The sequence below is a fragment of the bacterium 336/3 genome (genome assembly GCA_001281695.1).
Lineage (GTDB): Bacteria > Bacteroidota > Bacteroidia > Cytophagales > Thermonemataceae > Raineya.
The window spans coordinates 23,057-40,397 of the sequence record LJIE01000005.1 but is presented as its reverse complement, the minus strand read 5'-3'; the positions used below and the strand labels follow the sequence as shown (position 1 = coordinate 40,397).

Genomic DNA, 17,341 nt, shown 5'->3' with positions numbered 1-17,341 from the left:
ATCAGATTCTAATAAATAAAAGATTAATCAATTTTTAACCAAGTAGCACTATTAGTACAATAAACCTCAAAACTGATAATTTGTAGTTCTATTTCACCATTATTATACCTTCTGTAAGCCATTTTTACTTGGCGTATTTTTGCATCTTCTTGGTTTGTTACACAACTATTACCAATATTATAAGCCGATATATTCATGCCTGTGTATTCAGTAGCAGGGAGTGTAAAATTACCCTCAACACTATTTAGGCCTTGTATTTGGGTCTGTAAATGAGCTGTAAATGGAGATGTTCCATTAGCAGGATTGATATCTAATCCTTTAAAAGTATCACTTTTGCTATGATAAGTAGTACCTCCTATTGTTGCTGATAGTTGGTGTGTTCTACCACTTTTAATGACTTCTACTCTATTAATACCTTCATTTGCACCCAAAGGTACACTATTAGGCATATTAGACTTATAAAGTCTAAACCTATTATTTACTAAATCTGCTTCTCCAAGATTATAGAGTTTATTGCTATTGGCTTCTCCCAAGTTTACTAAATCTCCTTCAGAAAAATCCAACATATATTCACAGGCTTTATTTCCTGTCAATTTCAAATAGAGTTTACTATTGTCACTTTCTAAAGCAAATAATAAATTTCCTTGAATAGGTTTTACAATTTTACCCTCATTCAATGCTTTGCTACCCATTCCTTTGTATTCCCATGCAGCCATTGTCTGGTATGATTGGTAAGCTCCCTTAAACTCATCGTAAGATTTAACAACTATTGGTTGCCCTGTATTTTTATCAAATACTAAGTTTTCAGAAGTGTGTTCTATGCCATCTTGATATGTTACAGTCTTTTTGAGTATTGCAGGATATCGTACTATTTTAGAAGTTGCATAAGTACGAAATTCAGCTTGTGTTTTGGTAATCGTAGGCATAAAGGCAAAGAAAGGGATAGGTATAAGAGAAGTGACACCTACAGTAAAATCAACCTCTTTATTTCCATCTACCATATTTTCTTTTACTGCCTTGCTTGCCAAAGTAACATCAACCTCTCTACCTGGTTGGTATTTAGGTATTGTTGTTATATTACTCAAAGCTTCTTCTTTAGAATCTGTCATTGGTATTTTATCCCCTGGCTGGAAATATTCATATGTTTGGCGAGCTATTACACTTGCCTTAGACAAATCATTACTATAAACACCAGCATAAGATGTTTTTTGTTTAACTTGTCCATGCATATTATTAAATATAAAACTAAAATTTTGTACAGCCCAGAGATTATTTACCATATTAATGACAAATGGAGGAAAATTTCCATTTTTGTAATAAGGTCTGGGAGTTTGTAAATTTGACATTTTTACAATGACAGGGTAGTCTTTGGCTGTATAATATAAGGATTCTGAAAAGCCAGCATTGCTTTTGCCACTATGTATATTTTTTACAATTATTCTAGAGTACCCTATACTTGGTCCAGGCATGATACTTTCTCCTATTGGTCCTTCAGACTGCTCTCTATCTCTTCCACCCATGAGTTCTTGTATGAAAGGTTTAGATTTTCTCTGAATATTCTTTGTTAAAATATTTTCTTCACGAATAGATGCAGGTTCATTTGTAGCTACACCACTACTCACAACTCTACCTAAATCTTGGTCATAAATTTCATAGATATATTCGCTACCATATAGAACAGGCTGATTAAGTGTATTATCGAAAGTAAGCAATCTTTTTACTCTTATTCCACCACCTTTCTTTTTCTTAACTACTGGAATACGAAAATAAGATAAATTAGGGTTGTAATTTATACATGTAAGTATATTTTGTGGTACAGCCATTTGTGCTGCTAAGGATTTTATTTTTTCCAAAACGTCTGTTTGAGTATCTAGTGGGTTCGTGTACTCATCCATTTCGTTAGCAGGAGATAAGCTTAATATACCTGAACGCTCATATTTTGCAAAGTCTTGGCATAGTTTTTTAATGGGATTTTTACCATTTTCATTTGCTATTTTCAAGATAACATTACTATTTTGTAAATAAACATCTTTTAATCTTACATAACCATCTATAAAATCAACATTTTGATGAGCAATTTGTGGATTTGTACTTCCCATAAGCTTATATAAAAACTTAAAATACATTCTTTCTTTCTGAGGTGTTATACTCTCATCTTTGTATTTCTTTTGTATCATTTGTACTAACTGTTCTTTTTCTTGATTAGTCAAATTAAAATCATTCAGATTGAGAATAAAGGTGTCAGGTTGACCTGTATCCAATACACTCACCATTGTATGGGCAATCTCATTCTGGACATACATATAATCATTTTGTTCATACTGAATATGTATTTGTCCACCTGATGGTAGTTTTATTACTTTTAGATGCCATGCTGCAGGATCGAAATTATTAGGAGGATTTTGATTTACCCAATCTTTCATGTCTTCTTTACGGCTTTTATCTTGTTCATAAGCATCCATTTCATAATTTCCCCAAGCATCTGTATCAAAAGCACTATAATTAGGGTTTTCCAACAAACCTGCGAAAGATTTACCTTCTGAATTTTTGGTTACATCATCTACTCCACCCGCTCTATATTTTGCAGGATAATCATTGAAATTAGGATATTTATATTCAAAAGTATAAGGGCTTATCTGTGTTTCTTCTATGCCATTATATTCAAACCAAACTTTTTCCAAAGTAAGTTTTCCAAGATTATTACTAGAAGTATTGGGAAGTCCTTTTGCTAAAAGTTTATTAGGGTCAGGATTCACATCAAAGTTAGCATATTTGAATCGCACAGTTTTTATAGGTTTTTCATTATCATTTACTTGCCACTTTCCTCCTATTTTTGTTACTTGTTTAATTGTGTATAAATCTATCCTTTTTAAATAGGATAATTTTTCAGATCCTTTTGCATTCTTTTGTTCAGCACTTTCTCCTAGTGCAGCACTATATCCATCTGTTCTCTCACCTGTTGTAAAGATTGCCACATGACTTTTTGTTTCAATAGACTGCAAGTAGTATATTTCTTTTTCCCCAGAGGAGAATGAGGCTCTATCATCTTTTCTATCAGAAAGAGAACCTCTTTCAAACATAAAACCTGAATAAGGTGCTCTCCACTGATACCAAGCACCACTACCTCCATATTTTCTATCATAATTGAATGCAGTATATCCTCCATAATCATTTACATCAGGTCCATTAAACCCTTTATCTATATAGTCAGGTGTAGTAATTTCTGTGAGCAAATAGGTTGTGGGGTAAGCAGCTGGTCTTTCTTCTCCTATTTTTACCTTATCCTTATCAACACTATTGGAGCCATATATTAAATGGTTACGATCATTATCATTTGGAAGATTTTTTGGAAAGCTTTTTGGATAATATTGCAGGTTTTTCTCATTTCTGGAATAAACAGGAAGCCCATAAATGTATTTTTCACCACCTGGATTATGTATCGCAAATTCCCCTATTCTATCACTTATGTCTGGATTAGTTTTATTGTTTTGTATATCTCTAATGTCTGACCTTCTATTGATAGCTTTTGCAGAAAAGTTATTTGAGCCTGAAGCCAACATTTCTTTATTGATACCAAAAGAAATATAGGTAGAACGGCTATTGCGTTTAGCTGTATTTCCTCTTTCTCTCATTTCTATTTTACCCGCAAATGGCAAAGATGGATTATAATTATTGCCAGAACCTGTATAACCTACATTGATAGGATCATCATTTCCATCCAAATCCCACTCACCTGCCAAATCGTTGGTAAATTTAAAAAATACGGGTTCATCTATTGTTTCTCTATCATCTAAAGTTGAAAATTTATAGTTTCTATTCCCCCATGCTTCTTCTTCCATCTTTTGGTAACCCAGACCTAAATCTAATCCTCCTCCAATATTTCCTCCAACTCCAACTTCTACACCAATATTCGAAATAATTATATTACTTGTTTCTTCATTTGGTCCAAACTCTCCTATCTGTTTATGATGCATTCTAAAACCTCCTGCAACTCCCTCACCTGTTACCATGAAGTTGTCTGCATTATTGAAAGGTATTCCTAAAAATACATCTTGTTTTTCATAAGGGTTATCTTTTTCTACATAATAGTCTGAAATGCTGTAATTTGTAGCATTACCTGCATACAAGAAACCACAACCTCCTAATTCTCTCTCTCTATCAGGGTATTGAGCTGTATAACTTCCCATCACACGTCCTTGAAAACCCGCAGGCAAAAAACTGGGATTGGTTTCAAAACCCATAGAAGCGTTTACTGCTACGCCTATCATTTTTTGGGTAGCAACTGATCTTGTTTCATAAGCATGTGTTACTAATCCAAAACTCCCTCCTAAACTGATTGTTTGGCTGGTCAAACTATTTGCTGTTTGGCCAGCAAACTTTGTGACCCTGCCCAAAGCTTTCATCCATTTGCCATGTTGTTCATATTCAGGAAACTTTTTGTCAATTTTATCTGCCATTTCAACCACTAATCTCTCTTTCAATTTATTTGTATTTAACAAAGCTGCTGGATTGATAGCAACAGAAAATGTAGCATCTTGGTCTGAGGCTACATTCAACCCTAAAGAAACAAATCCTTTGCCTAAAGTTAAGCCCAAACCCGCAGTCCTTGCAAATCCTCTGTAGTTATTATAACGTAGACCTACACTTGCATTTACACCAATATCACCACTAAAAATTTCTGTACTACCACCCAAACTTGCAGTAATTGTAGTATTGGTAGGCATTCTATTGTGATATTTTATAGTAGTGTTTTTATAATCATCAGGCAAACCTCTTGTATTTCTATTAATAGCTCCAGGGTTTAGTGTCCAGCCATAACCCACCCAAGAAGCTTCTTCTTCTGGAGAAACACCACTATGGTATGATAAAGAAAGTGGATAGCCACTACCATGAGGTCCTGGTACTTCTAAAACAGGAAGATTGTAAGTAAAATCACCCGTAAATTCATTTACCATGTTGCTACTACTTACTGGTTCAAAGCTGGAGAACTCTGGTTGGCTTGGACCACTTGTAAGAGCATAAGCAGCGGAGGGAGCTAATATTTCAAAAACAATTGTAAACAATACTACTTTAACAAATGTCTTTAAAATTTTAGGTTTTCTTATAAATGCTATTAGCATAATTATTATTGTTTAATTTCTATTTTAGGATTACTAAATATATCTTTTTGTAAAAAATCTACTTTTACTGTATTATTTAAGAAGAAATTTTCTGTCATTAAAAAAGAGATACTTTCAGAGTTTGTTATCTCCTTAGGTCTTATAAATGTTATTAAAAAACTAATTTGTTTATCAAAAGCGTTATCTTCAAGTTTGGCATCTATTGCTTTAAATACTTTATTTTGACTTGATATGGAAAAATAATCACTCATTCGATAATTTAGAATGGATATTTGTTCCATATAATCTTTTTGATGGAGAGCATTTCTATGAATGAAATCTTTTAAGACAACTTTAGAATTGTCTTTAGGTTTAATGGAAACTTGAAAAATTAAAAAATTTTGATATTTTTTAGATAATTCATTTATATTTTTATCAATATTTTGATTTTTTTCCTTGAGAGCCCAGTATGTTTCTGGTAGATATTTTATGTTTATATCAAAGTTTGAAATTGAGGTTTCTTTAAAAAAGCCATTTGATGGATTGGAGATATATTTGGAGTAATCTTCTAAAGACGAAATATTTGATTGGCAGGATATAAGACTTAATAGCAGAATATTTGTTGCTATTAAGCATTTTGATTTTATTAATATAAAGTTTTCAATTTTCATAGTTTAATACATAGGCACACAAAACTAATCACATGATTTTTTTTTTGCAAATTTTTTGAAGAAAAAATCTAAAATTTAACATTTAATTAATCATCTTCCAATGGTTGTACTTAATTCAAAAAGAGGCAAGTACATAGCTACTAAAATAATTCCAACGATTATTCCCAAAAATATGATAATAAAAGGTTCTAATAAAGTTCCTAATATTGATGTTCTAACATCTAACTTTTGAGAATATTGGTCTGAAAGTTTTGAGAAAAAATTTTCTAACTGATTTACTTCTTCCCCAACTTTTATCAGAGCCAACATTCTGCTGTCATAGATTTTATAATTCGCTAAACTTTTGTGTAATGTTTCACCTTGTATTAATTTATTTTCAACTTCTTTTAAAGATTTATTGATAGGCATAAATGTCATCATCTGTTCCATAAGTTCAATAGCTCTTACAATAGGTATTTTTGCTCCTATTAGCATTGCCATTGAATTTGCAAATGTTGCAAGTTGAAAAAGTCTTATGGTTTCTCCTATAACTGGTATTTTTAGTTGAAATTGATGCCATTTATATTTCCAGAATGGATTCTTTAATAAAAATCTAAATAGAAAAACTAAAATGATTACAAAAAATAAAAAAAACAAAAAATATGATTTAACCCAATCTGAAACACCTAAAACTACTTTTGTTAAGTATGGCAAATCCCCTCCAAAACGTTTAAATACATCTCTAAACATTGGAACAACAAATTGTAACATAAAAATGATTGCTCCTAAAGAACTTAAAATAACCATTAAAGGGTATGAAATAACTTTCAAGATTTGCCTTCTTTGTTTTACCTTTTTTTCATAAAATTCAGCCAAATTAGAAAAAACACTTACTAATTTCCCTGTTTCTTCACCAATTCTAACACTGTGATATTCATAGCTGGTAAATTTTTCTGTTTGTTGGATAGCCTTAGAAAAATTAGAACCAGTAACTAAATTATTTAAAATATCCTGTATTATTTCTTTTTGATTTTTTTTTGTTTGTTGTTGAGCAATTAGCTCAAGACTTGCTTTTAAATCAACTCCAGAGCCAATCAAAACAGCCAATTCTGTATAAAAACCTTCCTTAAAGTTGTTTGATAATGTTTTTTTACCAAATGATATATCTTTATTGAAAAAATCTATGATTTGAGCAGTTTTATTACCCTCATTTTGTGGTTGCTTATGGATATTTTTTTTATCTATTTTGAGTCCACTCATTATTTTCTTCGTTTTGAAAAAGTCTTAAATAATCATATTTTTTAAAAAAATGGAAAGGAATTTTTTCTTTATCCATAAGTATAATACCCTCCATTTCATCTATTATCCCTGTTTTTACATTTTTTTTATCAAAATAGTATTCAATATTTTCTAATTTGATATGAAATGTATCTACACTTCCTTGGTGTTCATATAAAACGTACTCTTTTTCAAACTCATAAGTATGTTTGGCTTCTCTTTTATCATAAAAAAAAACAATTTTATACCCATCAAATAAAGTTTCATTGGATAATAGTATATCTTTCTCTATTCTATGTAGAAAATAGTCTAACTCTACATACTTATCCTGTTGTTTTTTAGAAACAAAATATCTTTTTGTTATTATCTCTAAAGCAAAATATGCTATAAATAGTAAAAAACTGCCTAGTAAAGCTACCACAGAAAGCTCTATAATTGTAAAAGCCTTTACTTTACCTTTGATAAATAAGCTCTTGATGGCCATCTATTAACTTGTTTTCTAAATTTCTAATTTCTATTTTAAGTAAAATAACATTTTTTGAAATTTCCTCAATAGTTCTTTGTAAATACCCTTTTTCAATTTCTAATTTTTCATTGAAGTATTCTTTGTTTTTCTTTGTTGTTGCGATATAATCCTTCAAATAAGCAATGTATATAACTTTAGTTGCACTCGTTTTTCCTGTACTTAGATTCACATATACCATCACAGACATGGTAAAAACTAAACTAATGATGACAAGCCCCACAACTATTTCTATTAACGAAGAACCTTTTATTTTTTTAAGTTTTAATATAGCCATTGAAGTATTGCCTTTTCATTTTTCTTATTGAGAATTGATGGTATGAGGAAATAAGGTGAGATATTTGTAGCATCTATTTGTACATCTTTTAAAACGTTTTCAAAAAAGCTGCTTCCTGTTTTCAAAAAAACACTTGTACAAAATAACCCTCCTATTAAATCTCCTTTTATTTCAACCTGAGCATCAGCATAAATATAACCATGTATTTTAACTTTTTCGTCAATGGATAAAATCCTGTTTTTTTTGCTTTCAATGTTTAATGGATAACTCAAGATGATGCCTTGTAAATAACTTCCTTCTTTCATTTTTATATAAGATTTTTCTCCATCTAAGGAGTTTAATGTACTAGGGTACTCTAAAACTACATTTTCTCCTATTATTAAACTATCTGTTGCAAAAATCTGTACTCTACCTTTAAACTCTTTTTCAACTCTTACATTTTTTCCAACAACTATAATATCTTCTAATTCCGCATTTTTAGATATATTTATATCAGCATTACTATATAAAATTAAGTTTCCTCTCATGTTATTAGAGAGAGTTATATTGTTAGATAAATATATTATTTTTGTCTTCTCTCCAAATGAAATATTTATAGAGTCTTCCAAAACTATATTTTCAGTGTTTTTGAATCTCTTTTCTTTTATTTCTTTCAATCTTTCTATAATAGAACTTTCTGCAAGTGGGAGTTTTATTGCTGATTGAAATTTTGAACCATTTGCATACTGACTATTCTTAATTAGTTCTCCTTCTATGGTTACAGGTTTTAATCCCAATTTGGGAGTATAATAATCTCCTTTTAAACGAAAATTACCAGATATTCCAATAAAATCGTCTGGATTATTTCCAATTATGTACAAACCTACTTTTTTATCTTCTGGTGATAGTATATTTCCTATAAGAGCATGTATTGTATGTTTATAAGTATTTTTTTGTCCTGTAACAGAGACAATATCCCATAAACCCCAAGTACTTTTGATAATAGTGGTTGTATCTTCTTCATCTTTTAATAAATTAAAAAACAAAGTGTCATTAAACTTTATATCTTCATAAGTTCCTAAAGTATATTCTATCCCTGAAAATGCATTTGTGATGACTTTCCTTTCAAGGTTATTTTTTTGTAATACTCTATTTTGATAATAAAATAATAAAATCAATGATGTTATTAAAAATGTAATAACAATACTTATTACTAAAACTAAATTGAATACTCCTGCTTTTATTTTTTTTAGAGACATTTTTTAAATCAAAATATTTGTTTTAGATACAATAGAAGCTATTTTTATTCTCCAAAAACTACCTTTTATAAGTTAATATATAAAGAAACATTTTCCTCATAATATTTGATGTTAAAACGTCTAAAAGTAAGACTTAAAATCATTATTTAAACATCATAAAGCCTATTTTTATTCTCCAAAAACTACCTTTTATAAGTCAAACCCATAAAAGGCTTTTTCTTTATAATATTTGATGTTGAAGTGTCCAAAATAGGTATTATAGTCATTATTTAGGCTCAATAATAATATGTTTTCATTTCCAAAAACTACTTTTTATAAGTGGAAATTATTCTAAAAACTACCTTTTATAAGTCATAACAAGCCTAAAGTTTTTAGCAATAAACCCGCAGGATTGGTTTTGACTTTAATTTTATTGGTTTGGTAATCATAATGCCATTTGAAAAATTTATCAAGATGATTAGTCACTATCTCAGCCACTATCTTTTCATCTGCAATTCCTAACTTATTTAACAATTGCTTTGCTCTACCCTTTTTCTCATCTCCACCAAAATCTATGGGTATTTGTTTCAGACCTTGTTTGGCAACAAAAAATTTAATATGACTATATGTTTTTCCTTGTTTTACTAATTCATAATCAATAGATAAATCTGTATTTTGATTTATTTGTGTTTTTGCAATATCTAATACTTTGGCCTTGAATGCACTGATTCGCTCAAACTGTTCTGGAGTTCTCCCATGAGGATCTTTGAGTCCCAAGATTCCTTTTAAATCACTAATTTCATAGGTTTTTGTCATTCCTACATCTTTCCACTGAGAGCAAATTTGATAAATACGTTTTGCATATTTACTTGAAACCTTTAAAGCTGATTGTAATTGATAGGAAGTAAAATTATTTTTTAAATCAAAAAGGTATGGGATAATAGCATTTGAAAGACTTATTTCTAAACAACCTTTTCCCTTGATGTATTCTACTTTCTGAAATGTCCAAATTTGTTTATAAGAATAGCTATCTTCTACTTCAAACATTTTTCTACCTAAATCTTCAGTAGCTTCTCGAAGTTGTTGATAGTTCCATGTTCTGCCTGTAATTTTCTCAATATCACGAACATAAATAGTATATTCAAGCTCAGGAGTACCAACATCATCTTTTTTCAATTTAAAGAGTAAATAGAAAATAATATCCAACTGACAAGCAGAGTAATCATATCTTGCTGTGGTTATTGCATTACTTTGCCTAATTTCAACTGAATTGTTTTTCGCCATGATAATGATGTTATTTTTTGAGCAATATATAATAAAAAAATACATATAAAAACTACTGTTACAAAAAAAGGTAGTCGATTGACTTATAAAAGGTAGTTTTTAACTTATAAAAGGTAGTTTTTAGCTTATAAAAGGTAGTTTTTAGACTTATAAAAGGTAGTTTTTAACTTATAAAAGGTAGTTTTTAGACCTCATATCTATTTGTATATTAAGATATTATAAGCTCTCTCAAATATATAAATATATAACAAATACACAAATTGTGATGATTTTTTTGCTTTTATTTTTTAGGTTCTTTTAAGACTTTCGTTTTTAAAGTTATTTAATTCTTTTTTTACCTCTTTTATTAACTCTCTTTCCATTTGGGATAGGGTCATAATTTTTTTCTTTAAAATAAACCTTTAAAGCTTCATTTAGAACATCTTTAAGAGTTGTTCTTTCCCAATAGGCTTCTCTCTCCATAAGATCAAATAAAGAAGCTTCTAAAACCAGTGTAGTACGAACTTCCAAGTTATTTTGAACATCATTTGGAATTACTTTTTTTGTCTCTTTGAGAGTTTCCTGTTTAGACTGATGGGTTATAGTTTTTTCTTGAGGAACTTCTTTTTCTTGTACTTCATCTGTGAATGATATATTTTTCTTAAGAGCTCCTAGAAAACCTTTCTTTTCTTTATTCATATTTCCTAGAGTTTAACTTTGTTCAATAATTCTTTGGTAAGGTTCTGATAATCTTCTGTTCCATTATTTTGTTTTTCAGTTTCTTCGTCATAAACAGCAATAGGCAATCCTAAACTTTGGGCTTCTGAAAGGGCTATGTTTTCTCGTATGTAAGTTTCAAAAACCTTATTACCCATATTTTCTTGTACAAGTGTAAGAACATCTCTACTAAGTGTTTTACGTGGGTTATAACGAGTCAAGAATACACCTATGAGTTCTATATTACATTCTGTTTCTTGTTTTATCATTTTTACTGCATCTACAAGTTTTGTAAGCCCTTTTAATGCAAAAAACTCTGCTTGTAATGGTATGAGATAATAATCTGATGCTACAATTGCATTGATGGTTAGTAATCCCAAGTTTGGAGGACAGTCAATAAGAATGACATCATAATTATCTTTAATGGGTGCTAATAGCTTTTTTAGAATAAACTCACGCATAGTACGTCCACTAAATTCTACATCAGCTACTGATAAATCAAGAGTGGATGAAATAATATCCATGTTGAACTTGTGAATAATAGCTTCTTCTAATTTGCAGTCATTACGAAGAACAGAATAAATGTTATTTTCAATATCATCTTCTATTCCAAAACCATACGATAGATTCGCCTGAGGGTCAAAATCTATTAATAATACTTTCTTTTTGTGTTCATTAGCAAGAAAATAAGCTAAATTAATAGTTGAGGTAGTTTTTCCTACACCACCTTTATAGTTTGTAATTGCAATGACTTTGCCCATAAGTTTTATGTATGATATGACAATTATGTAAAATGTGTATAATATGTTTTATATGAACTTTATGATAAATACACATAATATGAGTAATTCATAAATAACATATTATATGCAAAAGCAATATTAGACATATTTTATGATAAAAACATATTGTATGACAAATATTTTTTAATCATAAATAACATATAATATGAATAATATGTTTTAATTATTTAAAATATTAACTAACAAAATTTTATGTTTTAAAAATGATTAGACTATTATAAAAAAATCACTATAAAAAGCTAAATAATTGTTTAATTATATTAGTAAATACTTGTTATTTTAATAGATTTAATATTATTTTGTCCAACCAAATTCTATTATAAATTATGAAAGTTCTGATTACAGGTGGGGCAGGCTTTGCAGGTTCAAATCTTGCAATTTATTTCAAAAATAAATATAACAATTATCAAATAACTTGCCTTGATAATTTAAAACGTAGAGGTTCAGAACTCAATTTACCTCGTTTAAAAGCTTATAATATCCATTTTATACATGGTGATATTCGTAATAAAGAAGATTTAGTAGAATTAGAAGGTTTTGATGTAGTTATAGATGCTTCTGCTGAACCATCTGTTTTAGCAGGCATTACATCTCCAGTAGAACAAGTCGTTAATAATAACTTACTTGGAACAGTTAACTGTTTAGAACTTGCAAAAAAAAATGAAGCTAAGTTTATATTTCTTTCTACTAGTCGAGTTTATCCTATCAAACATCTTGAAAATGTTCATTTTACAGAAGATACGACAAGATTTAAATGGTCAGATAGTCAAATATTAAAAGGGGTTTCTTCAAAAGGAATTACAGAAGATTTTACACTTCAGGGCAGTCGTTCATTTTATGGAACAACTAAACTAGCTTCTGAGTTATTAATTCAAGAATACAATGAATTAGCTGGACTTCAAACAGTTATTAACCGTTGTGGCGTTCTTACAGGAGCTTGGCAAATGGGTAAAGTTGATCAGGGAGTAGTAGTTTTATGGGTAGCAAGACATTTTTGGAAAGGAAAACTAGGTTATTTTGGTTATGGTGGAGAAGGAAAACAAGTGAGAGATATTTTACATATTCAAGATTTATTTCATTTACTTGATTGGCAAATCCATCATTTTGATAAAGTAAATGGTGAAACCTTTAATGTAGGTGGTGGTTTAGAAACTAGTATTTCCCTACAAGAACTCACAAAAGTTTGTGAAGAAGTAACAGGAAACAAGATTGATATAACCAAAGTAGTTGAAAACCGAGTAGCAGATTTAAGAATTTATTTGACTGATAATGAAAAAATAGAAAAGTTATCAGGTTGGAAACCTTCTATCTCTGTACAAGATATTATTCAAGATATTTTTAAATGGATAAAAACCAATGAAACTGATTTAAAAAACATTTTGAATTAAGATATTATGACATTTGATTTTTTTAAGAGTTGGTTCATTAAAAATAATGAGTATTTTTTTAAATATTCATTTATTTTTTTCCTAATAATTTACATATTTCCTGATAACTTCTTCAACCCAATGGGGTTTCATATAGACCCTTCTTGGCAAATTGCTATTTATCAGGCTGTTGAAAAAGGCTTATCTTTTGGCAATGATATTGTTTTTACATATGGACCTTTAAGTACCATTACCTTACGTTTACCAATCATTCAAAATCCATGGTTGATTGCTTTACTAGATATCTATATAATGGCAAGTTTAGCTCTTTTTTTTCATCGTTTTTTGTCTCAAAACAAAGGATTTTATCATTATCTAATTTTATATTTAGGTGTAGTTATACTTTTCTCAGAAAGATATTTTGTCGTTACTTTAGAACAAGGCAGTTTGCTTATATTTTTACAAATCTTTTTTTTAAGTCTTTTCTATCAAGAACAAAAGAAATTTTTTCTTATCCAAGCAATTATTCTAACCAGCATAATTTACTTTATTAAAGTTAGTAATGGAGTGATAGCCTTATTTATTTTTTTTAGTTCTTTGGGATATTTTGCTTTATTAAAAAAGATAAGTATAAAATGGTTACTACTCTCTTTAGGTATATTATCAATGATGATGATAGGTATTGCTCTTATTTATCGTGTTGATTTATGGAATTATACTATAGGCAATCTCCAAACCATTAGTAGTTACAATGATGTGATGTATTTGGATTTTCCTCCCAAAAATCCAACAGATAGGCTTTTTGATTTAGGTTATAATGGTTTGTTTTTATATTTTTCTTTTACGGTCGTATTTTTTTACAAAACTCTTTGGAAAGATCATTTTCTAAAATGGATATTTGCTATACAATTGCTTATATATTTTGTTTTATTAAAACAATCTTTTGTTCGAGCAGACCAACCACATTATGTAACATTCTTTTCTTTTGTAAGTATCTTTGCTATTTTACATTATTGGAACATTAGTTCTGAAAAAACTATATATAAATATTTTGCTTTAACAACGACTTGTATAGCTTTAGTTGTGTCTTTAATAGGACTACAAAAAACAGATTTATTTTCATTTGATAAAGGAATTTGGGGATGGATAGACCATAAATTTCTTAGTATAAAAGGATATACTTCTTATTTAAGTGAAGAAAAACATACTCAGAAAAAAAATGAAGAAATCAATAATTTACGAGGGCATTTAAAGATATCAGATAGTATACTTCATAAAATAGGAAAGCAGTCTGTTGATATAATACCTTGGGATATAGCAAATATATATTATAATCAACTCCAATATACGCCACGTCCTGTCATGCAATCGTATGCAGTTCAAAATAAATATCTTATTGATTTAAATACAAAAAAATACTATTCTTCTAATGCCCCAGAATTTGTTTTTTATAGAAATAGTAGCATTGATGATAGATACCCATATTGGGATGATGTAGGTGTTAAAACTGCATTATTACAAAATTACAGTCTAGTATTGCCTAGTCATTTTAATTTTGATGCTCAGAAATATCTAGAAAAATATTCTGATGTTGATTCTCTAATAAAAAAAGGTGTTGCGAGAAGTCCCCTACATCATTTTCTTACTTTTGGACGTAAAGAAAAAAGACAAATTGATTATTACCAAAACTTTAATTTTGATGCTAATATTTATGGAAATAATTACTCTGCTGAAGTAAGTGCATATTTACAAATCAATAAAGATAAAAAAGCTGAAGATCATTATAAAAATATAGGATATTTAGAAAACAAAGAATCATCTGCTTTACCATTTTTACTAAAAAAAAATAAGACCATAAAACCTTTAAAATGGCAAACTATTAAATCTGATACATTGACCCTAAATCAATGGATTGAAATACCTAAAACGGATGATTTAATATATTTATTTGCAGATATCCAACATGATTGGTATGGTAAAATAAGACGTTTGCTATTCCAACCACCTCACGTTGTTATTTATTTACGATTTGAAAATGGTATAGAACATCCTTTTCGATTGCCTCTAACAATTGCTAAAGAGGGTATTTTAATTAATAAACAAGTTTTAGATAATTTAGAAGCTTTGGCATTGCAAGTTTATAAAGGAAAAGAAAATCCTAATATTACAGCATTTAAAATTGTCAATACACAACCAAAAGGCATAAAAAGTACCATCAAAATTCAGTTAAAAAAATTATTGTTATAAAAAATATGAAATTAAGCATTGTTATACCTGCTTATAATGAAGAAGGCTCTATCACGGAAACGCTTCAAGATGTTTACCAAGAGCTTTTACAAGAGCAAATTGAACATGAAATAGTTGTGGTAAATGATAATTCCAAAGACAATACTCTGGTAACTTTAGAACAATTATCAAAAGAAATACCTACACTTAAATACTATACAAACAAAGGTCCTAATGGTTTTGGATATGCGGTTCGATATGGCTTAGAAAGATTTTCAGGTGATTGTGTGGCAATTATGATGGCAGATCTCTCTGATGACCCAAAAGATTTAGTCAAATTCTATAGAAAAATGATTGATGGAAATTTTGATTGTGTATTTGGAAGCAGATTTATGAAAGGTGGAAAAGTAATAGATTACCCCAAAGTAAAAAAAATCATCAATCGTTTAGCTAATTTCATTGTAAAAGTTACTGTTGGTATGCGTTATAATGATACTACAAATGCTTTTAAACTTTACAAAAGAGAAACAATGGAAGGCTTAAAACCATTTTTATCTCCTCACTTCAATCTCACATTAGAATTACCTTTAAAAGCAATTGTAAGGGGCTATTCTTATGCAGTTTTGCCAAATTCTTGGACAAATCGGAAATATGGAGTCTCTAAACTTAAAATTAAAGAGATGGGAAGTCGATACTTTTTTATACTTTTGTATTGTCTTATAGAGAAGTTTTTTTCTAGAGGAGATTTTAAAAAGAAAGAATTAAATTAATCATAAAATATGAAAATAGCTATTGTTACAGGTTCCGCTGGACTCATAGGAAGCGAATCTGTTAATTTTTTTTGCCAAAAGTTTGATAAAGTAATTGGTATTGACAATAACTACAGACAAACTTTATTTGGAACAGATGCCTCTGTTCAATGGAATATAGAACGCCTTCAAAAACAAGTAGATAATTATGAACATTATAGTTTAGACATTCGTAATTATACAGATGTAGAAACTATTTTTAAGAAGTATGGTAGTGATATAAAACTCATTGTACACACAGCAGCTCAGCCAAGCCACGACTGGGCAGCCAAAGAGCCCCTCACAGATTTTACGATTAATGCCAACGGAACGCTTAATCTTTTAGAATTAACAAGGCTATACGCTGAAAAAGCTGTTTTTATCTTCACTTCAACTAACAAAGTATATGGAGATACTCCTAACTATCTACCATTAGTTGAACTTGAGACTCGTTGGGAAATTTCAGAAAACCATGCTTATTATAAAAATGGAATAGATGAAACCATGAGTATTGACCAAACCAAACATTCTTTATTTGGAGCTTCTAAGGTAGCTGGTGATGTTGTAGCTCAGGAATATGGAAGATATTTTGGTATGAATGTAGGTGTATTTAGGGGAGGTTGTCTGACAGGTCCTCAACATTCTGGCACTCAATTACATGGGTTCCTATCATATTTGATGAAATGTGCTATTACAGGTAATCATTATAGTGTTTTTGGATATAAAGGTAAGCAAGTAAGAGATAATATTCATTCTTGGGATTTGGTGAATATGTTTTGGCATTTTTACCAGAATCCAAGACAAGGAGAAGTATATAATGCTGGGGGTAGTCGTTTTTCTAACTGTTCTATGCAAGAAGGAATAGTTCTTTGTGAAGAAATTACAGGAAATAAAATGAATTATAGTTATGTTGAAGATAATCGTATTGGAGATCATATTTGGTGGGTTTCAGATGTTTCTAAGTTTAAACAGCATTACCCAGAGTGGAGTTACAAATATGATTTAAAATCTACATTAGTTCAAATGTTTGAAGCTATGAGAAGTAGATTATAACTGTAAAAGGGATTAAAAAATGATTTTTTAATCCCTTACTACTTTTTATATAAATTTATAATTTCCACCAATTTTTATAT

General features: G+C 29.4%; 13 protein-coding genes. 4 read left to right on the top strand and 9 right to left on the bottom strand.

Annotated elements, in window-relative coordinates; all coding sequences use genetic code 11:
• Positions 1-23 precede the first annotated feature (23 nt).
• The 9 genes from AD998_21300 to AD998_21260 all read right to left on the bottom strand — a co-directional run bounded on the left by AD998_21300 (position 24) and on the right by AD998_21260 (position 11,785).
• Positions 24-5,120: a hypothetical protein gene (locus AD998_21300; protein KOY84404.1), complete on the bottom strand. Its 5,097-nt coding sequence runs from the start codon at positions 5,118-5,120 to the stop codon at positions 24-26.
• A 5-nt stretch (positions 5,121-5,125) separates the two neighbouring features.
• Positions 5,126-5,770 carry a hypothetical protein gene (locus tag AD998_21295; protein ID KOY84403.1) on the bottom strand — a complete coding sequence of 215 codons (645 nt, stop codon included), beginning with the start codon at positions 5,768-5,770 and terminating at the stop codon, positions 5,126-5,128.
• A gap of 90 nt (positions 5,771-5,860) precedes the next feature.
• Entirely contained in the window at positions 5,861-7,009 is a 1,149-nt protein-coding gene (locus AD998_21290; protein KOY84402.1) for a hypothetical protein, read from the bottom strand.
• On the bottom strand, positions 6,987-7,511 hold the full coding sequence (locus AD998_21285) for a hypothetical protein (GenBank protein KOY84401.1): 525 nt from the start codon (positions 7,509-7,511) through the stop codon (positions 6,987-6,989). The genes AD998_21290 and AD998_21285 overlap by 23 nt, the downstream gene beginning before the upstream one ends.
• A complete protein-coding gene (locus tag AD998_21280; protein ID KOY84400.1) occupies positions 7,480-7,827 on the bottom strand; it encodes a hypothetical protein in 348 nt (115 codons plus the stop codon). The genes AD998_21285 and AD998_21280 overlap by 32 nt, the downstream gene beginning before the upstream one ends.
• Positions 7,815-9,065 (bottom strand): hypothetical protein, encoded by a 1,251-nt coding sequence (locus AD998_21275; protein ID KOY84399.1) that lies wholly within the window; start codon positions 9,063-9,065, stop codon positions 7,815-7,817. Before AD998_21275 ends, AD998_21280 begins: the two co-directional genes overlap by 13 nt.
• Positions 9,066-9,416: 351 nt before the next feature.
• Positions 9,417-10,328, bottom strand: coding sequence for a hypothetical protein (locus tag AD998_21270; protein KOY84398.1), 912 nt, complete (start codon positions 10,326-10,328; stop codon positions 9,417-9,419).
• Positions 10,329-10,646: 318 nt separating this feature from the next.
• Positions 10,647-11,006 carry a hypothetical protein gene (locus AD998_21265; GenBank protein ID KOY84397.1) on the bottom strand — a complete coding sequence of 120 codons (360 nt, stop codon included), beginning with the start codon at positions 11,004-11,006 and terminating at the stop codon, positions 10,647-10,649.
• A 5-nt stretch (positions 11,007-11,011) separates the two neighbouring features.
• Positions 11,012-11,785 carry a hypothetical protein gene (locus AD998_21260; GenBank protein KOY84396.1) on the bottom strand — a complete coding sequence of 258 codons (774 nt, stop codon included), beginning with the start codon at positions 11,783-11,785 and terminating at the stop codon, positions 11,012-11,014.
• 368 nt (positions 11,786-12,153) lie between these two features.
• Here AD998_21260 and AD998_21255 point away from each other — a divergent pair, with 368 nt between their 5' ends.
• From AD998_21255 to AD998_21240, 4 genes are read left to right on the top strand one after another with little or no spacing between them, the layout of a single operon-like run.
• Positions 12,154-13,215: a 3-beta hydroxysteroid dehydrogenase gene (locus AD998_21255; GenBank protein KOY84395.1), complete on the top strand. Its 1,062-nt coding sequence runs from the start codon at positions 12,154-12,156 to the stop codon at positions 13,213-13,215.
• Between the two features lie 6 nt (positions 13,216-13,221).
• Positions 13,222-15,441: a hypothetical protein gene (locus AD998_21250; GenBank protein KOY84394.1), complete on the top strand. Its 2,220-nt coding sequence runs from the start codon at positions 13,222-13,224 to the stop codon at positions 15,439-15,441.
• Between the two features lie 5 nt (positions 15,442-15,446).
• Positions 15,447-16,190 carry a family 2 glycosyl transferase gene (locus AD998_21245; GenBank protein ID KOY84393.1) on the top strand — a complete coding sequence of 248 codons (744 nt, stop codon included), beginning with the start codon at positions 15,447-15,449 and terminating at the stop codon, positions 16,188-16,190.
• A 9-nt stretch (positions 16,191-16,199) separates the two neighbouring features.
• On the top strand, positions 16,200-17,261 hold the full coding sequence (locus AD998_21240) for an NAD-dependent epimerase (GenBank protein KOY84392.1): 1,062 nt from the start codon (positions 16,200-16,202) through the stop codon (positions 17,259-17,261).
• Positions 17,262-17,341: the final 80 nt, after the last annotated feature.